We start from the raw sequence: 21,594 nt of genomic DNA, 5'->3' as shown, positions 1-21,594 counted from the left end.
CATGCCACACGTAGTCACGCAGTCCTGTTGCAGCGACGCCTCGTGCGTCTACGCCTGCCCGGTCAACTGCATCCATCCGACGCCGGACGAGCCGGACTTCCTCACCGCCGAGATGCTGCACATCGATCCGCAGGCCTGCGTCGACTGCGGCGCATGTGTCTCGGCCTGCCCGGTCGACGCCATCGTCCCCGAGTCGAAGCTGACCGACCCGCAGCGAGTCTTCCTGTCCATCAATGCGGACTTCTACAAGGAAGAGCGGCCCAGGCCGCTTCTCGCCAAGGTCATTCCGGCAGCCCACGTCGACAAGGGCCGACCGCCGTTGCGCGTTGCGATCGTCGGTTCCGGACCGTCGGCGATGTATGCCGCGGACGAGTTGCTGACTCAGCCTGACGTGCAGGTCAACGTCTTCGATCGCCTTCCTGTGCCTTACGGCCTGGTTCGCGCCGGCGTTGCTCCGGACCATCAGAAGACCAAGCAGGTCACTCGCTTGTTCGACAAGATCGCCGCACAAAAGGGTTTCGAGTTCTACCTCAACGTCGAGATCGGCAAGCACATCTCGCACAGCGAACTGCTCGAAAATCATCATGCGGTGCTCTACGCAGTCGGCGCTTCGTCCGACCGTGGTCTCGGCATTCCGGGTGCTGATCTGCCTGGCACGGCATCGGCCACCGACTTCGTGGCCTGGTACAACGGCCACCCCGATCACGCCGACGACGTCTTCGACCTCTCGCATCGCCGCGCGGTCATCATCGGAAACGGAAACGTCGCGCTCGACGTCGCTCGCATTCTGACGGCCGATCCCGAGAAGTTGGCGAGCACTGACATCTCCGCTCACGCACTCGCCGCTCTGCGGAAGAGTCGCGTCGAAGAAGTTGTCATCGTGGGTCGACGCGGAATCGCACAGTCCGCGTTCACAGTCCCCGAGTTCACCGGCCTGATGGCACTGCCGGACATCGAACTCTCTGTCGGACCCGACGACATGGTTCTCGACTCGGCCACCGAAGAACTGGCAAAACGCGGCGAGCTTCCGCATGCCGTCGAGCAGAAGTTGCGTCTACTCGAAGCCCTGAAGAACCGCGATCACGTCGACGTCGGCAACAAGCGCATCACGTTGCGCTACCTGCTCACGCCGACGTCGATCACCGGCGACGATCAGGTCAGTGGAATCGAGTTCGCTCGCAACGCCCTGGTCGACGCCAACGGAACCGTGCAGATCGAGGCGACGGGCGATACCGAGACCATCGATGCCGGCTTGGTCCTCACCTCGATCGGCTACCGCGGAGTGCCCATCACCGGCGTCCCGTTCGACGAGCGTGCTTCGGTCATTCCGAATGAGAACGGCCGCGTCCTCGAAGCTCCGAACGGCGATCCCGCAACCGGCGTCTACGCGACCGGTTGGATCAAGCGCGGACCGAGTGGGTTCATCGGCACCAACAAGTCCTGCGCGCAGGAAACGATCAGGATGCTCGTCGACGACTTCAACGACGGACGCCTGACCAACCCGGTCGCCGACGACTCCGCAGTCGATCGTCTGGTCCGGGCGCGACAGTCCGACGTAGTTGACCGCGAGGGATGGCACGCCATCGACAAGGCGGAACTGGAACGCGGCGCTGCGCACGACCGTGTCCGCGAAAAGGTTCTGGATCAGGTCGAGATCACCTCCATCCTCGACGCTGCGGCCCGGGTGAAACCGGCGCGTCGATTCGGTCGATCCGTTCGCGCTCGCTGATCCGCTACAGGTAAACAGCTACTTTCACGCACACGGCCCCGCCTGCAGACTCGTCTGCCCGGCGGGGCCGTCTGCGTTCCGGCAGCGTCCCACTCAGCGAAAATTTTTGCCCGTCAGCGGCCGAAATCGTGTAATACTGCAACCTGTTCCAGTAAGCGGCACAGCGGGCCCACGATCCCCCGGATCAGGCTCGCCAACCAGATGAGGATTGCATGAGCGAGACTGCAACGCCGGCGCCGAACGGGAGTGTGACGCCTGCAGTAGAGGGTTGGTTCACCACCGGCGACGAACCTGCTCTGATCGGCACGAAGTGCCAATCCTGCGGCACCATTTCCTTCCCTCGTGAGGCGACGTTCTGCAAGAACCCGAGCTGCTTCAGCGAGGAGTTCGACGACGTGGAACTCTCCCGCCGCGGCACTGTCTGGTCGTACACCGACGCGCAGTACCAGCCCCCGCCGCCGTACATCCCGCGCTCGGATCCGTACGAGCCTTTTGCTCTCGCCGCAGTCGAGCTGCCCGAGGGGATCGTCATCCTCGGCCAGGTGGCCGACGGATTCGGCGTCGACGATCTCAAGGTCGGCAATACCGTCGAATTGGTTGTCGAGCCGCTGTACACCGACGAAACCGGAGTACGTACGACGTGGCGCTGGAAGCCTGTCGCCGCAGCTGATCAGGAGTCGCAGTCATGAGCAAGGACGTCGCAGTACTCGGTGTCGGTATGCACCCCTGGGGCAAGTGGGGCCAGTCGTTCGTGAAATACGGCGTTGCCGCCGCTCGCGCCGCGCTCGCCGATTCGGGCGTGAATTGGCAGGACGTCGACTTCATCGTCGGCGGCGAGACAGTCCGCAACGGTTACGGCGGATACGTCGCCGGAGCCACCTTCGCACAGGCACTCGGCTGGAACGGCGCTCGCGTCGCCACGTCGTACGCAGCGTGCGCGACGGGAGCCCAGGCACTCGACACCGCTCGCGCACGAATTCTGGCCGGCCTCAGCGAAGTTGCCCTGGTCGTCGGCGCCGACACCACCCCCAAGGGTTTCCTCGCTCCCGTCGCCGGTGAGCGTTGGGACGACCCGGACTGGTTGCGCTTCCGCCTCATGGGTATGACCAACCCGGCGTACTTCGCGCTCAACGCGCGTCGTCGCATCGACCTCTACGGCGCCACCGCGGAGGACTTCGCCAACGTGAAGGTCAAGAACGCCAAGCACGGGCTCAATAATCCGAATGCGCGCTACCGCAAGGAAGTCACCGTCGAGAACGTGTTGGCCTCCCCCGTGGTGTCCAATCCCCTTCACCTGCTCGACATCTGCGCGACGTCCGACGGCGGCGCCGCAATCTTGCTGACGTCGATGGAATACGCCCGCAAGATGGGCATCGCGGAACCTGTTCGCATCAAGGCTATTTCGACGGTCACGCCGACGTTCCCGCAGACGATCATGGATATGCCGAACTTCTCCACCGATTCCAGCTCCGCCGTCCCGGCTCCGGAGCGCACGTTCAAGGAATCCATCGGCTACGCCGCGTACGAGGAAGCCGGGATCTCTCCCGAAGACGTCGACGTCGCCGAGGTCTACGACCTCGCTACCTCGGTGGAACTGGACTGGATCGAAGACCTCGCGCTGTGCAAGCGGGGCGAGGCCGAGCACCTTCTGCGTGCGGGTGACACCAGTATCGGGGGGCGCATCCCGGTCAATCCGTCCGGCGGTCTCGCATGCTTCGGCGAAGCCGTTCCCGCACAGGCACTTGCGCAGGTGTGCGAGCTCACCTGGCAGCTGCGCGGACAAGCCGAAGGCCGTCAGGTCGAAGGCGCCCGCATCGGTATCACCGCCAACCAAGGTCTGTTCGGACACGGCTCCTCGGTAATCGTTTCCGCCTGACCCTGTTCTACTTTCGTGGCGGTCGCACACTCACCCGTGAGCGGCCGCCACGATCACGTCTGCCACTGCCCCTGGCTGTGAGACCAGCGAGGCATGGGAGGTCGGGAGTTCGCTGGTGTTCGCGCCCATCCGGTTTGCCATGAACCGCTGCGCCGAAGCTGGGATCACGCGATCCTCACCGGCGACCAGATACCAGCTCGGTGTGTTCGCCCACGACGGTGGCCCGCCGAGTTCGAGGTTCGCCCACAAAGCGGCGGACTTCTGGTGAGCCAACATGGTTGCCGCCGTCTCGTCGGAAACGTCTTGAGCGAAGACGGAATGGAAATACTCGTCCGTGACGTAGCCATCGACGTTCTTCCCGCCGATCGCGTGAGGATCGTCGACGATCTTCAATCCCAGAGCCGGAGGAAGCAATTGGCTGCCAGGGAATCGAATCGGGTCGATCGTGATCTGTACCGGCTCACCCTCCACCGGACCGAACGCCGCGATGTAGACCAGCGACTGGACTTTCGGATCGTGGACATTGGTGATCACCGCGCCGCCGTACGAGTGCCCGACGAGAACGACGGGGCCGTCGATGTCCGCAACCGTCTTCTCGATCACGGACGCGTCGTAAGCCGGCCCGCGCAGAGGATTGTCCGGCACCACGACGCGATAGCCACGCGAGCGTAGGTCGGCGGCAACGCCGTCCCAACTGGTGGCGTCGGCAAAGGCGCCGTGAACCAGAACGACAGTTGGCTTGGGGCTTGCCACCGCAGCACCGGAACCGAAGATCAGTCCGGCCGCGACTGTCATGAGCATTGCCAGAACTGCTGTGAATACACGTGAGATCTTCATGCGTTTCCTTCACTCTCGTAGGCAAGCGAGAAACTGCGGTAGGCCGGGACACGCCCGTTTCGATCCTAGAAATACCTGCTGCGACGGACGTGACTGTCCGTGCAGACTTCTGGTCTCACGGTGCACAAATTCTGGTTGAGCGTCCACATCCCGGGGTATCAAGGCTGCATGGCTTTGCTCCTGGATACTTCCGTGCTGGAGCCTGACCAACGCACGGACGCCTTCGTCGACGCGATGGGACGCGCATCGGTTCCCTGTGCGATCCACTTGGAGGATCCGGCGGGCGTGAGCGCCCGGATGAACGTGTGGAATCTGGGCGCAGCATCACTGTTCCGCTCCGAGTCGACGGGGATGCGATTGACCAGAACACCGCGGCACGTGCGATCAGCGTCGATGCCGGTTCTCGCGATTGCCCTGCAGGAGAGCGGAATCGGTCATCTAGATCAGCACGATGAACAACGCAGAGTCCCGGCCGGTGAACTACTCATGACGGACCTGACGTCGACCTACGATTTCTCCTGGACGGAAACGGGTGCTTCCCAGTGCCTCTACGTTCCGATGGATCGGCTGGGACTACCGATCGACTCCATCCGTGACGCTGCCACGCGACCTCACCACAGCAACCTGTACCCCTTGATGATCGCGCACGTTCGTGAATTGTTCGGCAGCGCCGATCAGTTGGAGACCGATCCTGCCGCCGAACAATTGGGCGAGGCCTCGATCGAACTGGCGCGCGCTTTGGTCGCATCGATCGCGCATGCAAATCCCGACGCCTCCGCTCCGAGATCGGCACTCACGTTGACATCGATCCGCCGATACATCCGCGAACACCTTCACGATCCAGCGCTGCATCCTGCACGAATTGCCCACGCCCACAGCATCTCACTGCGTCAGTTGTACAAGATCTGTTCAGACAACGAATTCCGGCTCGAGCAGTGGATCATCACCCAGCGCCTGCAGAAGGCTCGGGACGAACTGGCTCGACCCGCTACCGTCGACCTGCCGATCGCCACCATTGCGCGCCGTGCGGGATTTGTCGATGCCGGACACTTCAGCCGACGGTTTCGGCAGGCCTACGGAGTCAGCCCGACTCGTTGGCGTCAGCTCCGCGATTGCAGCAGCGCCACAACGTCTGACTGACCACGGCTTTCGGCATTGTCCAATGCGGTCTTTCCCGACGCATCCCGGATCGAGGGATCTGCCCCGGCGTCGAGAAGCTGAGTGATCACGTCGACGTAGCGCGCCGAGCCGTCGCCGTACACAACGGCCTCGAGAAGCGCCGTCCACCCCGGATCATTGACGTGATTGACCGGTACCCCGGCAGCAATCAGCATCCGGACGGTCTCGACATGCGCGTGTTCACTCGCGGGAATCAGAGCCGTACCGCCGTAACGGTTCACGCTGTCGACATCGCGCCATGGCTGAGCGTCAGTGCCAGAATCTCGTTCAATCCCTCGGCTCCGGAATACAGGAAGGCCGAATCCTGCATGGAGTCCTTCGCATTCACGTCAGCTCCGGCAAGAATCAACGTAGAAGCCGCAGCGACGGCGTTGTTCTTTGTGGCCTCGACGAGTGGAGTCCGTTCGCCATCGCCGCGCGCTTCGATGTTCGCGCCGGCAGTCAGGGCAGCGGTAACAGCTGCGGGATCATTGCGGTCCACAGCATCGAAGAGCGCGCGTTCGGATTCCGGCGTCGACGATGGCTTTACACCCGTAGGCGGTACAGCTGCCGTTGTTGTCGCTGACGCCGCGGTGGTCGGCGTCAGCGGGGTGTCGGACGAACTGCAACCAGCCAACGCTCCGGTCACCGATGCCGCGAAGATTGCGCAGGCGAGGACAGACCTGCGCGGCCGCACCATCACAGCGAATCACTTTCTTGGACAAGTGTTTCGAGCGTCACCCTGACGGCGTCCAGGTGTTCGGCCATCGCCCTGGAGGCGTGGTCGTAACTCCCGGATGCAATTCCTTCGACTATTCGTTCGTGTTCCTCGTTCGACTTTTCCTGGCGACCTGCAACAAGATTGAGAGTCTCGGATTGCCTTGTCAGCGCTTCACGGATATCGACGATTACCGACTCGAAGACACGATTCCTACTGGCTTTTGCAATCAGTCCGTGAAATTGGGCGTCGAGTGCAACCCATACGAGCGGATCGTCCTCGTCACGCATCTGCTGTACCAGTCCGCGGAGGGCTGCCAGTTCCTCCGCGGTGTGCCGTTGGGCAGCCCATCCTGCGGCCGGAATTTCGACATGAGGCCGTGCTTCGACCAATTCGTTGGCCGCATAGCTGCCGAAATCGAGGTCTCGCGCTATCGAATCACTGACGACGAAGGTGCCGAGCCCGGATTTTGTCTCGGTGAGCCCGAGAGCGTGGCACGAGCGCAGGGCTTCGCGGATAACCGATCGACTGACCCCGTGCCTTTCGGCCAGGGACGCTTCGGACGGGAGACGCTCTCCGACTGCCAGATCGCCGGAGGCTATTGCGGCACGAAGGTCTGCGAGGACTGCCTCGGCAGCACTCACCCGCGCGGCGACTGGTCGCCTGGTGGCCCAGCTGTCTGACAGGTTCATGCCGTCATTGTTGCGACTGCCGAAGTCCCGCGTCAAACATCGCACCTGGTGACGGGTTGACGTGCAGGAGTGAGCGAGGTAACAATTAGACCTGTCAGACAGCCTGATAGCCCGATAGCTGGGCGGGTCTACTACTTGTCCGTCAGCGCTGCGATCCCGAAATACACCCACCGCGCAGAGTGATGCTTGCGCGAAGAGACACGAGGAATTGATCAAGTGCTCGAAACGCGAACAGAACACGATCTGCTCGGCGATCGCGAAGTTCCAGCCGATTCGTACTGGGGAATCCACACCTTGCGCGCGATGGAGAACTTCCCGATCACTGGTCGAACAATTGCCACGAACCCGCATCTGATCCGCGGCATCGCTTACGTCAAATGGGCCGCAGCCAGCGCAAACGAGAAGCTGGGCATCCTCGACGGCCCGCGAGCCGAGGCCATCTCACAGGCATGCAAGGAAATCGTGGACGGCCGGTGGCACGAACAGTTTGTAGTGGACGTCATCCAGGGTGGTGCCGGAACGTCGACGAACATGAATGCCAACGAGGTAATCGCCAATCGCGCATTGGAAATCCTCGGCCACCAGCGCGGCGACTACGAACGACTTCACCCCAATGAGCACGTGAACCTGAGCCAATCGACCAACGACGTCTACCCCACGGCCGTCAACATCTCGACGATCTTCGCGATCGAGGACCTGCTGGATGCACTTCGTGTACTCCAGAATGCGTTCACGACCAAATCTCTCGAGTTCGCCGACACAGTGAAGATGGGACGCACCCAACTGCAGGACGCCGTGCCGATGACTCTGGGTCAGGAGTTCGGCACCTACGCGGTCATGATCGAGGAGGATCGAGCGCGCCTGGCTGAGGCCGCTCTTCTCGTTCACGAGATCAACCTCGGCGCCACTGCTATCGGCACCGGTCTCAACGCACCTGCCGGCTACGCCGAGGTGGCCTGTTCCGACCTGGGCGCACTAACCGGGCTGCCGCTGGTGTTGGCAACGGATCTGGTCGAAGCGACCCAAGACGTGGGCCAGTTCGTCCACCTCTCCGGCGTACTCAAGCGGGTCGCTGTGAAGTTGTCCAAGGTGTGCAACGATCTTCGGCTGCTCTCTTCTGGTCCGCGAGCCGGATTGAACGAGATCAATCTGCCTCCGGTGCAGGCAGGTTCGTCGATCATGCCGGGCAAGGTCAATCCGGTAATTCCCGAGGTCCTCAATCAGGTCGCGTACGAAGTCATCGGCAATGACGTGACGATTACGATGGCTGCGGAATCCGGGCAACTCCAACTCAACGCTTTCGAGCCGATCATCGTGCACTCACTGTCCGAAGGAATGCGACACCTCGGTGCGGCTTGCCGCATTCTGGCGGACCGGTGCGTACTCGGTATCACGGCCAACACCGAACTGTTGCGCGCGCGAGTCGAAGATTCCATCGGCCTCGTCACCGCGCTCAATCCCTACATCGGATATACCGCGTCCACACGGATTGCCCAGGAGGCGTTGATTTCCGGGCGTCGCGTCGCCGATCTCGTGATCGAAGCGGGCCTGCTCGACCGCGAGGAACTCGATCGGTTGCTCAGCCCCGAACATCTCGCCAATCTCCGCGTTGCGGGCGAGAAGCCTCATGCTACCGCCGTTGCGGAGGAGGTTTGATGACCGTCGAACGGGAAGAGACACCCCACGCCGAGGTTGCCGCTGAAGAGGATCTCGGATATCAGAAGGCGCTCGGCCCCAGACAGATTCAGATGATCGCGATCGGTGGTGCGATCGGAACAGGCCTTTTCATGGGTGCGGGAGGGCGACTCCAACAGGCGGGCCCGGCTTTGGTTCTCGTGTACGCGCTGTGCGGGTTCTTCGCGTTCCTGATCCTGAGGGCACTCGGCGAACTGGTGATGCACCGACCGACTTCGGGATCCTTCGTTTCCTACGCACGCGAATTCTTCGGCGAGAAGATGGCTTTCGCTGCGGGTTGGCTGTACTGGATGAACTGGGCAATGACTGCCGTGGTCGATGTCACGGCTGTGGCGTTGTACATGAACTTCTTCAAGAAGTACTGGGCGCCACTGGGGCACATCGATCAGTGGATGTTCGCTCTGATCGCGGTGGTGTTGGTTCTCGGACTGAATCTGGTGTCCGTCAAAGTCTTCGGAGAGCTGGAGTTCTGGTTCGCGTTGATCAAGGTCGTTGCGTTGACCGCATTCCTCGGGTTCGGTGTCTATTTCGTACTCTTCGGCACGCCCATCGAAGGGCATTCCTCCGGATTCAGCCTGATCACCGACAATGGCGGGCTGTTCCCCAACGGAATACTGCCGGCAGTCGTGGTGATTCAAGGCGTCGTGTTCGCTTACGCTTCAATTGAACTCGTGGGAACCACGGCCGGAGAGACCGAAAATCCCCGGAAGGTGATACCCAAGGCAATCAACACAGTGATCATTCGGATCCTCGTCTTCTACGTGGGATCGGTACTACTGCTCTCGCTGTTGCTCCCGTACACGGAGTACCACGCCGGTGAAAGTCCATTCGTCACATTCTTCGGTTCGATCAACATCCAAGGCGCGGATGCGATCATGAATCTGGTCGTTCTCACGGCAGCCTTGTCTTCCCTCAACGCCGGATTGTATTCGACCGGACGAATACTCCATTCGATGGCGATGGCAGGCTCGGCGCCTGCCTTCGCTGCCAAAATGAACAAAGCCGGAGTGCCGTACGGGGGAATCGCACTCACCGGCGTGGTCATCCTGTTCGGCGTCGGGCTCAATGCTGTTGTCCCAGCGCAAGCCTTCGAAATAGTCCTCAATCTTGCAGCCCTCGGCATCATCAGTGCGTGGGCAGTCATAGTGTTGTGCCAGTTGAAGCTCTGGCAACTTGCGAAACAAGGCAAAGTCACCCGCCCTCCCTTCCGCATATTCGGCGCACCGTACACCGGGATCGCGACACTGGTCTTTCTTGCGGTCGTTATCGTATTGATGGCATTCGACAACCCTGTTGGAACATGGACCGTCGGCTCCATCGCGATCATCGCACCGCTGTTGATGATTGGTTGGTACGGCGCCAGGAATCGCATTCGCGAGTTGGCCATCCATCGCCCCACAGCTTGACGTGAAAGGACCTCAGTGTCGAAAGTCGCAGTCGTCACCACTGGTGGCACCATCGCCAGCACCCGAGATGCGCACGGAATCAGTCGGCCCGCAATCACCGGTGCAGATCTGCTCGGCAATGAGCAGACCGACATCGATCTTCGAGTCGTGGACGTGATGTCGAAGGACAGTTCGAGCATGACCTTCGCGGACATGGATCGTGTTCGCGACGCCGTAGCCGACGAATTGAAGGATCCTGGACTCGACGCGGTGGTCGTGCTTCACGGCACCGACACGATGGAGGAAACTGCGTTCTTGTTGGACCTGCACCACGACGACCGACGTCCGGTGGTCTTCACCGGGGCGCAGCGCACTTTCGACCATCCCGAGTCCGACGCTCGTTCGAATCTGGCCGCGGCGATCGCGGCCGGACTCGACATCTCGTCGCAGGGACGTGGTGTCCTCATCGCCTTCGGCGGTTCGGTCCACCCGGCAGCAGGTACGCGAAAGGCCGACACGACGGCACTTGATGCCTTCCACTCCTTGCGCATCGATCCGGCCCTGCTGCGCACTCCCGAACCATTGCCGTGGCATCCGATTTCGAACACCCGCGTCGACATCATCGCCGTGTATCCCGGGGCAGACCGCGTACAGATCGACGCTTGCGTGAGCGCCGGGGCAAATGGACTCGTTCTCGACGGACTCGGTTCGGGAAATGCCAATCCGACGATCGTCGAGGCCGTCCGAGACTGCGTAGGCGCTCACATTCCGGTGGTAGTGACAACTCGTGTGCCCTCGGGGCCAATCTCCCCGGTTTACGGAGGTGGTGGCGGCGGCCACGACTTGATCGCCGCAGGCGCTGTATTTTCCACCGATCTTCGGGCCGGGCAGGCACGTGTACTTCTGGCGGCCTTGTTGTCAGATCCGGATCTCCTGGGCCTGGAAAAGGCATTCGACCGATATTCGAGGTTTGCTCGCACCCCGCCGTTCAGGCGGTAGCACTGGCGACGCCGTCGTAGTTCGAACGCACCCCTCGCTAAATCAGGGACTTTGGTCCGAATCTTTTGATTTGGACGCTTAACAAGTGTCCGAATTGGGTAGTTTCACATCATCTAACTCGTTACGTATGTCGATCCAGCGGTCACGTCCAGTGCAGCCAGTCGAACAGGAGTCGGATGAGCAGCCCATTTCGTGATGCCGCTGCAGTGACGCTCGACGCGTCTCACCGCGTCGGGCACACTCACGCGTCGGACGCGCCTGTCAGCGGGCGCTTTCACCCACCCTCTGCAATCAAGGGACTGGTTCCACGTCCCCGGTTGCACCAGAAACTCACCGCGTCCACCACTACCGAGGGCTCGGGGCCCGGGTCCGTCGGGCTGCTTTCTGCACCGGCCGGAGCGGGAAAGACCCTGCTGCTGGCGAATTGGGCTCGTGAGTATTCGCGGGCGTCCCCTGACGTGGACCTCGCCTGGCTGACGTTGGCCGAGCGCGACAACAACGTGTCGGTGCTGTGCGAATCCCTCGCCGAGGCCATCTCGACGCCTCTCGACCCGGCCGGTCGCGCGCCCACCGGGCAAGGGTTCCCGGCACAGGCGGGATCGAGACGACCCGTCGAACAGTGGCTCGCGCACTTCGCGGAAACCGTCGAAGCTCACGATCGCCGAACGACGCTGATTCTCGACGACGTTCACACACTTCACGATCCGATGTCGATCGGTCTTCTCGACCAGATACTCACGCACACCCCGGACAATCTGTCGATCATCGTCGCTGCTCGATACGAACCTCCGCTCACCTGGCATCGTCTCGCGCTCGATGGCCGACTCACTCGCTTCGCATCCACCGATCTCGCCTTCGACCGCACCGAGATCACTGCGATGTTCGGCGAATACGACATCGCCCTCGGCGACGACGAGCTCGCAATCGTCGAGAACTTCACCAAGGGGTGGGGCGCTGTTGTTCGCCTGACCGCAGCGTTCCTGGCAGGCCGGAGCGACATCGGTGATGCATTGAACGAGTTCACCCATACGCCCCGCCCGATCGCCGACTTCCTCGTCGACGAGGTCCTGACATCCTTGCCCGAGCATGTCACGACATTCATGTTGCGGACATCCGTCGTCGATTCGTTCTCTGCTCAACTCGCAGAAACGTTGACCGATTCGAATGCTCGGTCCGAGATCGACGCTCTGATTCAATACAACTTCCCCGTGACGCGGACCGACTCCGCTGACCACACCACGTGGTTCAGCTACCACCCCCTTCTCCTCGAACACCTCCGCGCAGAGTTCCGTCGGGTCGATCACGAGGAGAGAAATCGCGCGCACCTTCGAGCAGCAACCTGGTTCGAGAGTCATCACTTCGAACTCGAGGCGCTCGAACTCGAGGTGTCGATCGGCGACCCGTGCCGCATCCTCGCTTTTCTCGAGCGCTGCGGACTGGGCCTCGTACTCGACGGGCACAGCGGAGACGTCGTCCGAGTGCTCGAATCCGCAACGACGCAGGTCTCCGAATCTCCGATCACCCGCCTGGTCCTGGCTGCGGCCGCCCTCCATTCCGGTGACATGACCTCTGCGACAACGTGCCTCGATCTCCTCGAGGCAACTCATCCGCCTATTGCGGACGAGCCACTGTTCCTGGCGATGAGTCTGGAAATCTCCTGTGCTTCGCCAACTTCCGACAACAAACCATTGGTTTCGCGCCTGGTGCGGCGCCAGAACAGCACTCACTCGGACGTCGAAGCCTACGCTCACCTCGAGGTAGCGACGGCCCTCCTACTCAAACGCGAGTTCGACAGGGCAACTGTCGAATACACCCAGGCGGTCGCGCTCGGAACACTACGAGGCAGGTCGCGATTCGTACTGAAGGCACTGACCGGGCTGGGATTCGTCGCCTCACTCAGCGGGGACATCGAGGCGATGAGGGCACACTCCACCTACGCCATCGACTACGCGGTCGAACACCGAATCACAACGACGGCGGAGTACGAGTTGTCCGCGTCCGTGGTGGCCTTCGCTGCATATCTCTGCGCCACCAGCGAACTTCCGTACCGCATACCGACTATCGGAAACTACCGGAGCACAGATGTTCTCGGCGCCAGCGTCCCGGCATTCGGGTGGCACACCGTCGTCACGTTCGGGCTCCACAGTCTCGGCGACGCGGCCGATCGACGGTCGACCGCTGCCGACGTCCGCGATGCGATGCTCAGCGCGATCGCACTGCGCACCTTCTCATTGGCGACTCTTGCCCTACTCCCACCGGTCGTGAACGCATGCCTGTCGGTCGGCGAAGTGGAATGGGCCGGCCGACTCGTGCGCGATGCGGCTGATCAGTTCGGCGAGACTTCCGAGATACACCTGGCGCGAGCTGCCGTGGCTTTCTCGTCCAACAAGTTCGCAGAAGCACTCGTCGAGGTTTCCGAAGCCCTCGGATCCACCGAAGAGCCTGTGCTCGCCCACACCGTCTACGCCTGGACACTCGAGGCTGGGATCCACGCTGCCACCGGTCACGAGCGCAAGTCGTTTCGTTCGCTGCACAAAGCCCTGCGAGCCGCAGAAACCGGTGGGCTGTTGCGACCTTTCCTCGACTACGGCGCGTCACTGCGTCCGATCTTCGACGAGTTCAGTGGGCACTTCGGCGATCAGGAGGCTTTTGCCGAACAGGTACGCAACCGCATTCGTCCACAAGAGCTGGTGAGTGCACCGATCCTCACACCGGGCGAATACACCGTGCTGCGCGAACTGGCCTCGGGAGACACCACCGAGTCGATCGCCGACACGCTGTTCCTGTCCGTCAACACCATCAAGACGCATCTACGCGGGATCTATCGGAAGTTGGAAGTAAGTAACCGACGCGACGCACTCAAGGCTGCGCGTCGCGGCGGACTCATCTGAGCAAGACTGCTTCCATGCCCCCGAAGCTGTACTCCGATACGCGCGATCGAATGACCGTCTGGGCGAGACGCACACCAAGCCGACGGTTGGCTACCGACGCGACGATCGACGTCTTCGAAGTCGGACTCGTCGACAGCGCCATGACTTTGGCAGCCCAGGCGTTCACGTCCTTGCTGCCGGTGATGATCGCAGCGTCCACCCTGGAAAAGCTGAAGCCCTTGGCCGATGTCGCCAGAGACGACCTCGGGGTGCAGCTTCCCGACGCCGTGATGACCGACACCTCCACTGCGGCCGCGTTCGGCATTGTCGGCTTGCTCATGCTGTTGATCAGTTCCACGTCATACGCTCGCGCCCTTGGCCGGATGTACGGACGAATCTGGAGTGTGCCGACAGCGACACTTCGCCAGGCATGGCGGTGGATCGCGGTCGTGTTCGTCGTCGCCGCGTCAGTGGTCGGTGCTGCGCTGTGCCGCGAACTGAATGCCGTTCCGAGAGTGGGCAGTCTCCTGGAATTTGTTGCGGTCTACGCAGTGTGGGCACTGGTCTGGACTGCCGTGCCCATGCTGTTGACCGCCAATCGCATGACCACTCGTATGTGTGTCGGGTCCGGCTTGCTCACCGCGACGGGTCTGACCGGACTGCACGTGGCCGGCACTCTGTTTCTGCCGCGGATGACCAAGACGTCTCAGGACGAGTTCGGCCTTCTCGGCGTGATGTTCACCGTGATCGGGTGGCTGTTCATCTTCTCTGCCATCGTGGTGGTCGCGTCGTCGATCGTCGGATCGGTCGCAAAAGATGCGGGGCCACTGGGAATCTGGCTGCGGACCTCACGCTGAAGTGTTGTCCCGACCCTCGAGGGCCTGCGAGACGGTCGGATAGACGTCGACCTTCAGCGCACCCTCGTCAGCCCCGGACAAGACATCGCGGAACTGACCGATGTCGCGGGCCACCCGGAAGCTCACATTCTTGCGAGCCAACGAATCTCGAAGCTGAGCCAACATCTGGGCCGCGCTGACGTCGATGAACGGTGAAGTCTCGGCGTCGAGAATGACCGTCGTGGTCCCGGTGGTCACCATGCCGGTGATCTGATCACGCACGTGATCGGCATTCGCGAAGAAGAGTCCGGATTCGACCCTGACCACCACGACGCCGTCGAGTGTCCTCAGATCAGGATGGCTGCTCGTGTCGACCCAACGCGTGCCGTCCTTGGCCAGAGCGGCCACGTGCGGTTTGGAGACTCGATACAGGAGCAGCAGCATCGAGACGACAATTCCGATGATCAGACCGGGCAAGGTATCGAACAGGAGAACTCCGAACATCGCCGCGACAGCGGCAGCGAAATCGGCCCGAGCGGCGTGCCCGTAGATGCTGCCCAATCGCTTCGTCCAGACCCGGTACAGCGCTGCGAGAGAAGAGAAATCCACTAGTTCGATCACTGCGGCGATGACCACCGCCGATAGCGTCGCTTCCGGTAGTTTCTCGAACAACCCAGTCAGGAACAGCAGTGTCAGCAGCGTCAATGCGGCGACCACCAACCCGCTGACCTGTGATTTGGCACCCGCTCCCCCGTTGACAGCCGTCTTCGAGAGGCTGCCGTTGACCACCATTCCCGAGCAAAGGCCCGATCCGAGATTGGCGGCCCCCAGTCCTACCAGTTCCCGATTGGCGTCGATCGTGTATCCGGCCTTCGCCGCGTATGTCTTTGCAGCGCCGAGACCTTCGGCGAAACCGATGAGTAGAACACCGACGGCCGGCCCCACGAGGTCGAGGTAGTCCTCGGCTCCTACTCCACTCGGCAGGCCCATAGTCGGCAAGCCCGAATCGATGTGTCCGACGATGTCGATGCCACGGTCGTCGAGTCCGAACAGCGCCACTGCGGTAATCCCCAGTAACACAACCAGAAGCGAACCTGGCACGAGCGGGAGCCATCGCTTGACTCCCAGAACCATTGCCAAGCTGAGCAATCCGATGACCACCGTCGGACCGTCGACCTCGCCAAGTTCCTTGATCACCGTCCACGCCTGGACGAAGAAGTTCCCCTCGCCCTTGTCCACGCCCAGGAGTTTTGGTACTTGACCGATGATGATCGTGAGTGCCAAACCGACTATGAATCCCTTGAGAACCGGCTCGGAGATGAAGGATGCGATGAATCCGAGGCGCATGAATCCTGCGAGCAATCCGACGAGTCCGGTCACGATCGCGAGCCCGACCGACAATGCGACAAATCTGGTGTCGTCTCCCGACGCCAGTGGCGCGATCATCGCCGCGGACAACGCGGCAGTGGCCGACATCGGTCCGACGATCAGATGCCGCGAACTACCAGCTGCTGCATACAGAATCAGTGACGGAACTGCAGCATAGAGCCCGACCACCGGCGGAACTCCGGCGATGGTGGCGTACGCGAGCGCTTCCGGGACAAGGACAGCCCACACCGTGAGGCCCGCGATGATGTCTGGTCGAAGCCAGCCTCGCTGATAGTCGGACAGTGATCCGAAGACCCACCACGTCCGTGTGTGCGGAGCACTCATAGCCCTTGCACCCCTTTACTGATCTGCATCGCCGCGATCAGGACGAGGAGCCCGACGTTCAGCAAGTGCGTGTTGGTGGCTATCCAGGTGCGGATCTTCTGCAGCGGTTCGGTGGCCTCCTCCTTCTTGATCAGGAGAAGGGCGACCGGCACGGCGACCGAGGTCACGGACACCAGAGAAAAGATCACGGCCGAGACGATCTGCGACGTCGGCGCCACGGTGCTGAGGCGAAAGTTCATGGCAGCGGCAATCGCACAGGACATGTCGATGGGATTGAGAACGAACAGCGCGAACCCGAGTACACCCGATCGCATCGGCTGGAAGTGTTCCACCGACTGGAGCATTTTCGGCAGTTGAGGCGCGGCCGCGACAACATCTCCCGGAGCCACTGCAGCCGCCATCGCCTGTACTCCGCGCCGACTACGCGTGTAGACGAACCAGGCACCCGCGAGCAACGTCACGCCGAGAACGAGGTGGAGGATGGGCACCCACAGGGGTGGGTGTGTTCTCTGATGAACTTGGAGTGCGGTCAAGATGATGTACGACCCGGCCAGGGCGACAACTATTCCGAGATACCACCCGATCAGATACGCGATGCTGTTGAGACGCGCTCGTTCGGAAAAGAGCACGGCGACAACGGCGACAACCGCCAGCGGGCTCATGATGATACCGAGTGCCAGCGGGATCTGTTGCAGTAGCAGCGATCCCATAACTACCTCCCGTTGTCAGAGACCGCCGATGCCCTTACCGATGAGAACAACACCGATAACCAGGATCAACACACTCATCACAGTGGCGTTGTTGTCCTGCAACCACACCTTCAGCTTGGCCAGCGGACCGCGCAGTCGCTCCGCGGCAACGAGGTAACCGATCACGGGCACGCACACTGTCGAGGCAGCGATGACGGTGAAAACCAGAACCGCGACGACTACTTCACCGGAGCCCAATGACGCAGAGCCGATCGAGATTCCAGCCGCGATACACATCATCAGATTCTTCGGATTGATCGCTGCCAGCGCGAAGCCCAAGCCGATGCCCTTGGCAGCGGTCATGTCGTCGATGGCTTGCATCCACTTCGGGGTTTCATGCTCGCCACCGCGCCCACGCCATTGCTTCACTCCGAACGCAAGTAGCAACACACCCAACGCCAGCTTGATCCACGACACCGTCGCAGAGGGATCGCCTTCGGAGTCGCCGAGCTTGCTGGACAGGAGCACGAAGATCACAGTGGCGACAACTATTCCGAGTATCCAGCCCAGGGCGAATCCGACGCTGGTGCTACCGGCTCGCTTGGACAACAACATCAAGATCGCCGCGATGATCGGGATGGGCGATACCGCAACACCGACCGCTAAGGGTAGAAGATCCCCGATGACAGATCCCATGCCGACCTCTTCTCTCTCCCGGTCGACACTAGGGGTGACGTTCTTTCGCAGCCTCACACAAAAGGGATGAATGGAGCCGCGATGACATTCACCCGTTGGGGATGACGCCTCGGAAGCGTGTGGGAGCAAGACTGGATCTCACGGATACGGAGTCCTGGATCGAGCGGCGACGCCGATTGCCCCTGACGACACGTGATTTCGAGGCTCGACGCGGTACTGACCGAACCTCATGGCCCTACGAAATGGAGCGGACACTGATGAATGCTCCCACTCGGTATCAATTCCTCATCGACGGCGAAGTGTCGGACCGCGTCAAAGCGGCGTTTCCCGAACTCAGCGTTGCCAGTGCCGCCGGCGGATTCACCAGTTTGTACGGGCCCGTCGCGGATCACACTGCTATGCGAAGCATCATGGCCCGCCTCGATTCCCTCGGCTTGACCGTTGCCGAACTGCGAAGGCTCCCAGACTGATCCGAACAGAATGATCCGATCCGCCCCTCCGTCGGGTCGTCCCCCGCGCACGAGCGATGGTCCCGACCGAGTCGATTCGGTCGGGACCAACTGCTCTCGAGTCGTTCGGCGCCTAGACTCTGTCTGTGTCCCAGGTCGCGACGGCCCAGATCACAACGACGTCGAGCGCGATGACCAGGATCGACCACAGCGGGTAGTACGGCATCCACAAGAAGTTGGCGATGATCGAGAGCGACGCAATAACTATTGCCGCCGCCCTGGCCCACACTGCACCGGTGAAGAGGCCGAGAGCCACCACGATTCCGATGATGCCCAAGATGATGTGGATCCAGCCCCACGTCGTGATGTCGAACTTGTACGTGTAGTTGATACCCACGACAAACAGATTGTTGTCGGCGACCGCCGCAATGCCCTGAAGCAGAGCGACAATGCCTGCGGTGAGCAGCAGAATTGCTGCTGCAAACGTCGTACCTACCGCGAAACCCTGCCGGACAGGGTGATTCGCGGGTTCCCGCGGTGGAGCAGTCATCAGCGTTCCTTTCGACAGAATGCACTTCCCATACTCAGTCTCGAGGGGCTGGGAAGCGAAAACATCACCCGTCGCGGATGAACCGCAGGTCACCGACCCGTACCCGCTTGCCGGCATCGCAAACCTAACCGAGCACCCCTTTCATCGAGTGAGCACCCTCTCCGACGCGCTGCAGACGGTGTTCACTCAACTGGACCTGTGCTCACTCAGCAGCAGTCGCACTCGTCACCGCTCTCGGGCACCGCCACAACCGGGCAGCACGGATCACCCTTCCACGCGTTGATGCCTTCCTTCACGGCGATGACGGCGATCACCAGTGCCGCAATCGGGTCCGCCCACGACCAGCCGAGCACCGAGTTGAGCAGCAAACCGACCAGCAAGACCGCAGAAAGGTAGGTACAGAGCAGCGTCTGCTTCGAATCCGCGACCGCCGAAAGCGAACCCAACTCCCTACCTGCTCGGCGTTGCGCATAGGACAGGGCCGGCATGATCGCCAAACTGACTGCAGCCAATACTATTCCGACGCTCGTGTGCTGCGCTTCACCCAGACCGAACAGCGACCGAATCGCGTCGAACGAGACGTACGCAGCGAGCCCGAAGAACGAGAATGCGATCACTCGCAGTGCCGTCTTCTCACGGCTCGTCGGATCCGGAGCCGAGAACTGCCAGGCAACCGCTGCCGCCGAGGACACTTCGATCACCGAATCGAGGCCGAAACCGAACAGTGCTGCGGACGACACCCGTGTGCCCTCCGCCAGCGCGATGATCGCTTCGACGACGTTGTAGCTGATCGTGATCGCCACGAAGATGCGAATTCGTCTCGACAAGAGCGCACGCCGGGCAGTCGAGAGGCCGCCACCGTCAACGGGCGCAACCATCAGCAGCATCCTTCTGATTCACTGTCCGGGCAGTACGACGGATCCACCGCGAGTACGACCCCGAGCAGGTCGTCGAGGGCCTGACCGATATGTGCGTCGGCGAGTTCGTATCTGGTCCGGCGCCCTTCCGGGACGGCCACTACCAAGCCACAACCGCGCAGACAAGCCAGATGATTGGACAGCTTCTGCCTGGTCACAGCCAGTGTTTCAGCGAGGTCGGACGGGTACCGAGGGGCAGTTTTCAGTTCGAGCAGTATCCGTGTCCGAGTCTCGTCGGACAAGGCATGCCCGAACCTCGCAAGCACCGCCACGTTGGTCACCACATCTACGCCCTCGACATCCATACGTACGACAGTACATCGAAATCTGTATTCAGAAAACAGTGAACTCAGATGGTTCAAGATCCTGCCAGCGGGTAACGCAAGCGTGAAGCCACCCGACCGGGTAAGCGAACACCGGGAGCCCACATCCGATGAACCGTACAAAAGTCGACGATCACGTAGCGATGGCCGAACTACCGACAACCGGCAGCATCTTCCAGGCCTCCTGGCCGGTGCGTACGGGCGATATCCACACCGACAAGCAACTGCGCCTCGACGCGATCGCGCGCTACCTCCAAGACGCGGGCTTCGACAATCTCGTCGACCGCGGCGCCATGGATACACACCCGCTGTGGATGGTGCGAAGGACGGTGATCGACGTACTCGAACCCGTCGTCTGGCCGGATCGAGTTCATCTGCAGCGCTGGTGTTCCGGACTCTCCAGCAAGTGGTGTTCGATGCGGGTTCGGATCAGGTCCGACAGCGGTGGATTGATCGAGACCGAGGCATTCTGGATCAACATCGACCCGAAAACCGGAATGCCGGCAACCATCAGTGAAAAGTTCACCGCTGCCCTGGCATCGACGGCCGTGGATGAGCATCTTCACTGGCGTCGGTGGATCGACCCCGACACCGACGATTACGCGGATTCTCCATTCCCGTTGCGCTCGAGCGATTTCGACCCTTTCGATCACGTGAACAACGCGATCTATTGGCAACCCGTGGAAGATGCACTGCCTGAAAAATTACGAAGCGAACCCTTTCGCGCGATCCTCGAGTACACCCAGCCCGTCAAGAGAGGTGAGCAGGTGAGCGTGCGAACCGGCACGAACACGCTGCACATCGACGCCGGCGGCGAGGCACGTGCATCCGCTCGATGGTTTGCCCTGACCTCGAACCACAGCGATCAGGGGTGAAGTTTTCCGAACCCCACGACGGCGGAGTCGGATTGCCAGTCCAGATCATGGACCCGCACCTTGCCGAACTCGTTGCCGCCGACCGTGATCGCCGAGTCACCGTCCACTGCCACAACGATGTTGGTGTGCTGACCTACCCATCTCGAACTGTCGTAGATCACCACATCACCCACGCTCGGGGTGTACCCGCTGCCGTTCTCGGCGTACGCGCCGATCCCCTGGTAGTACTCCTGCAGGGTGTACACCCCCGGGATACGCCAGCTTCCGGAGTTCGGGTTCGACAACGGTCGACCCGCTTCCCTCATTATCCAGCTGACAAAATCGGCGCACCATTCTTCGTCGATACCGTCGGAATAGAAAGTGCCCGGACGGTCCCGCTCGTGCTCGGATTGCAGCAGTTCGAGCACTCGAGCCTGGTCCGCAGTCACCGAACTGGCGTCGACCGTCGGGAACTCGGCAGTGTCCCAGGGCAGATACCGCGAAGGCGCGACCGCGACGACAACCGCCCCGACCACGATCACGACGCCGAGCACCCCGGCAATCCAGAGCAAGATACGGCGGCGACGGTTGGGTTCGGCAGGACTCAC

22 protein-coding genes are annotated in these 21,594 nt (G+C 61.6%); 11 read left to right on the top strand and 11 right to left on the bottom strand.

What is annotated here, in order from left to right:
* The first annotated feature begins 1 nt into the window (after position 1).
* The 3 genes from R4P70_RS01675 to R4P70_RS01665 all read left to right on the top strand — a co-directional run bounded on the left by R4P70_RS01675 (position 2) and on the right by R4P70_RS01665 (position 3,605).
* Positions 2–1,729 carry an FAD-dependent oxidoreductase gene (locus R4P70_RS01675; protein ID WP_317830290.1) on the top strand — a complete coding sequence of 576 codons (1,728 nt, stop codon included), beginning with the start codon at positions 2–4 and terminating at the stop codon, positions 1,727–1,729.
* 212 nt (positions 1,730–1,941) lie between these two features.
* On the top strand, positions 1,942–2,418 hold the full coding sequence (locus tag R4P70_RS01670; protein ID WP_019745839.1) for a Zn-ribbon domain-containing OB-fold protein: 477 nt from the start codon (positions 1,942–1,944) through the stop codon (positions 2,416–2,418).
* Positions 2,415–3,605 (top strand): lipid-transfer protein, encoded by a 1,191-nt coding sequence (locus R4P70_RS01665; RefSeq protein ID WP_020909545.1) that lies wholly within the window; start codon positions 2,415–2,417, stop codon positions 3,603–3,605. Before R4P70_RS01670 ends, R4P70_RS01665 begins: the two co-directional genes overlap by 4 nt.
* A 30-nt stretch (positions 3,606–3,635) precedes the next feature.
* Here the strand turns inward: R4P70_RS01665 and R4P70_RS01660 are convergent, their stop codons facing one another.
* Positions 3,636–4,442 (bottom strand): alpha/beta fold hydrolase, encoded by an 807-nt coding sequence (locus R4P70_RS01660; protein ID WP_046379511.1) that lies wholly within the window; start codon positions 4,440–4,442, stop codon positions 3,636–3,638.
* Between the two features lie 168 nt (positions 4,443–4,610).
* Between R4P70_RS01660 and R4P70_RS01655 the strand changes: the two genes are divergently transcribed.
* Positions 4,611–5,582, top strand: a complete 972-nt coding sequence (locus tag R4P70_RS01655; protein WP_046379512.1) for a helix-turn-helix domain-containing protein — start codon at positions 4,611–4,613, stop codon at positions 5,580–5,582.
* Here the strand turns inward: R4P70_RS01655 and R4P70_RS32670 are convergent.
* The 3 genes from R4P70_RS32670 to R4P70_RS01645 are packed head-to-tail and all read right to left on the bottom strand — an operon-like array spanning position 5,543 to position 7,010.
* A complete protein-coding gene (locus R4P70_RS32670; RefSeq protein ID WP_411742454.1) occupies positions 5,543–5,842 on the bottom strand; it encodes an ankyrin repeat domain-containing protein in 300 nt (99 codons plus the stop codon). The two genes, R4P70_RS01655 and R4P70_RS32670, sit on opposite strands and share 40 nt — an antisense overlap.
* The gene (locus R4P70_RS32665) at positions 5,839–6,300 is read right to left on the bottom strand and encodes an ankyrin repeat domain-containing protein (RefSeq protein ID WP_411742461.1); all 462 of its coding nucleotides are present in this window, start codon (positions 6,298–6,300) and stop codon (positions 5,839–5,841) included. The genes R4P70_RS32670 and R4P70_RS32665 overlap by 4 nt, the downstream gene beginning before the upstream one ends.
* Entirely contained in the window at positions 6,300–7,010 is a 711-nt protein-coding gene (locus tag R4P70_RS01645; RefSeq protein ID WP_019745844.1) for a FadR/GntR family transcriptional regulator, read from the bottom strand. The genes R4P70_RS32665 and R4P70_RS01645 overlap by 1 nt, the downstream gene beginning before the upstream one ends.
* Positions 7,011–7,226: 216 nt before the next feature.
* On the opposite strand from R4P70_RS01645, the gene R4P70_RS01640 reads away from it, so the two are divergent.
* The 5 genes from R4P70_RS01640 to R4P70_RS01620 all read left to right on the top strand — a co-directional run bounded on the left by R4P70_RS01640 (position 7,227) and on the right by R4P70_RS01620 (position 14,816).
* The gene (locus R4P70_RS01640; protein ID WP_021333371.1) at positions 7,227–8,666 is read left to right on the top strand and encodes an aspartate ammonia-lyase; all 1,440 of its coding nucleotides are present in this window, start codon (positions 7,227–7,229) and stop codon (positions 8,664–8,666) included.
* Positions 8,666–10,111, top strand: a complete 1,446-nt coding sequence (locus R4P70_RS01635) for an amino acid permease (protein ID WP_019745846.1) — start codon at positions 8,666–8,668, stop codon at positions 10,109–10,111. The genes R4P70_RS01640 and R4P70_RS01635 overlap by 1 nt, the downstream gene beginning before the upstream one ends.
* Before the next feature lie 15 nt (positions 10,112–10,126).
* Positions 10,127–11,089 (top strand): asparaginase, encoded by a 963-nt coding sequence (locus R4P70_RS01630; RefSeq protein ID WP_279219389.1) that lies wholly within the window; start codon positions 10,127–10,129, stop codon positions 11,087–11,089.
* A 176-nt stretch (positions 11,090–11,265) separates the two neighbouring features.
* Positions 11,266–13,980 carry a LuxR C-terminal-related transcriptional regulator gene (locus R4P70_RS01625; protein WP_317830289.1) on the top strand — a complete coding sequence of 905 codons (2,715 nt, stop codon included), beginning with the start codon at positions 11,266–11,268 and terminating at the stop codon, positions 13,978–13,980.
* A 14-nt stretch (positions 13,981–13,994) separates the two neighbouring features.
* A complete protein-coding gene (locus R4P70_RS01620) occupies positions 13,995–14,816 on the top strand; it encodes a hypothetical protein (RefSeq protein ID WP_020909552.1) in 822 nt (273 codons plus the stop codon).
* On the opposite strand, the gene R4P70_RS01615 is transcribed toward R4P70_RS01620, so the two are convergent.
* Genes R4P70_RS01615 through R4P70_RS01605 form a run of 3 tightly spaced genes read right to left on the bottom strand, consistent with a single transcriptional unit; the run spans position 14,808 to position 17,893 of the window.
* Positions 14,808–16,508 (bottom strand): SulP family inorganic anion transporter, encoded by a 1,701-nt coding sequence (locus tag R4P70_RS01615; protein ID WP_195790919.1) that lies wholly within the window; start codon positions 16,506–16,508, stop codon positions 14,808–14,810. The two genes, R4P70_RS01620 and R4P70_RS01615, sit on opposite strands and share 9 nt — an antisense overlap.
* Positions 16,505–17,218: a GAP family protein gene (locus R4P70_RS01610; RefSeq protein WP_019745851.1), complete on the bottom strand. Its 714-nt coding sequence runs from the start codon at positions 17,216–17,218 to the stop codon at positions 16,505–16,507. Before R4P70_RS01610 ends, R4P70_RS01615 begins: the two co-directional genes overlap by 4 nt.
* Before the next feature lie 15 nt (positions 17,219–17,233).
* A complete protein-coding gene (locus R4P70_RS01605; RefSeq protein ID WP_020971194.1) occupies positions 17,234–17,893 on the bottom strand; it encodes a GAP family protein in 660 nt (219 codons plus the stop codon).
* 257 nt (positions 17,894–18,150) lie between these two features.
* Between R4P70_RS01605 and R4P70_RS01600 the strand changes: the two genes are divergently transcribed.
* Positions 18,151–18,363 carry a hypothetical protein gene (locus R4P70_RS01600; protein WP_078377385.1) on the top strand — a complete coding sequence of 71 codons (213 nt, stop codon included), beginning with the start codon at positions 18,151–18,153 and terminating at the stop codon, positions 18,361–18,363.
* Between the two features lie 112 nt (positions 18,364–18,475).
* Here R4P70_RS01600 and R4P70_RS01595 read toward each other — a convergent pair whose 3' ends face one another.
* The 3 genes from R4P70_RS01595 to R4P70_RS01585 all read right to left on the bottom strand — a co-directional run bounded on the left by R4P70_RS01595 (position 18,476) and on the right by R4P70_RS01585 (position 20,114).
* On the bottom strand, positions 18,476–18,892 hold the full coding sequence (locus R4P70_RS01595) for a hypothetical protein (RefSeq protein ID WP_020909554.1): 417 nt from the start codon (positions 18,890–18,892) through the stop codon (positions 18,476–18,478).
* Positions 18,893–19,098: 206 nt separating this feature from the next.
* Positions 19,099–19,779: a cation transporter gene (locus R4P70_RS01590; protein ID WP_021345930.1), complete on the bottom strand. Its 681-nt coding sequence runs from the start codon at positions 19,777–19,779 to the stop codon at positions 19,099–19,101.
* The gene (locus R4P70_RS01585) at positions 19,770–20,114 is read right to left on the bottom strand and encodes an ArsR/SmtB family transcription factor (protein WP_020909557.1); all 345 of its coding nucleotides are present in this window, start codon (positions 20,112–20,114) and stop codon (positions 19,770–19,772) included. The genes R4P70_RS01590 and R4P70_RS01585 overlap by 10 nt, the downstream gene beginning before the upstream one ends.
* Before the next feature lie 128 nt (positions 20,115–20,242).
* Between R4P70_RS01585 and R4P70_RS01580 the strand changes: the two genes are divergently transcribed.
* Complete coding sequence (locus R4P70_RS01580) at positions 20,243–21,007, top strand: acyl-[acyl-carrier-protein] thioesterase (protein ID WP_070795487.1); 765 nt, start codon at positions 20,243–20,245, stop codon at positions 21,005–21,007.
* Here the strand turns inward: R4P70_RS01580 and R4P70_RS01575 are convergent.
* Positions 20,998–21,594 carry a CHAP domain-containing protein gene (locus R4P70_RS01575; RefSeq protein ID WP_317830287.1) on the bottom strand — a complete coding sequence of 199 codons (597 nt, stop codon included), beginning with the start codon at positions 21,592–21,594 and terminating at the stop codon, positions 20,998–21,000. The genes R4P70_RS01580 and R4P70_RS01575 overlap by 10 nt on opposite strands.

The sequence above is a fragment of the Rhodococcus sp. IEGM 1241 genome, assembly GCF_033142365.1.
GTDB classification, from domain to species: domain Bacteria; phylum Actinomycetota; class Actinomycetes; order Mycobacteriales; family Mycobacteriaceae; genus Rhodococcus_F; species Rhodococcus_F erythropolis.
The sequence above is the reverse complement of the archived record's forward strand: the minus strand, read 5'-3'. Positions and strand labels throughout refer to the sequence as shown.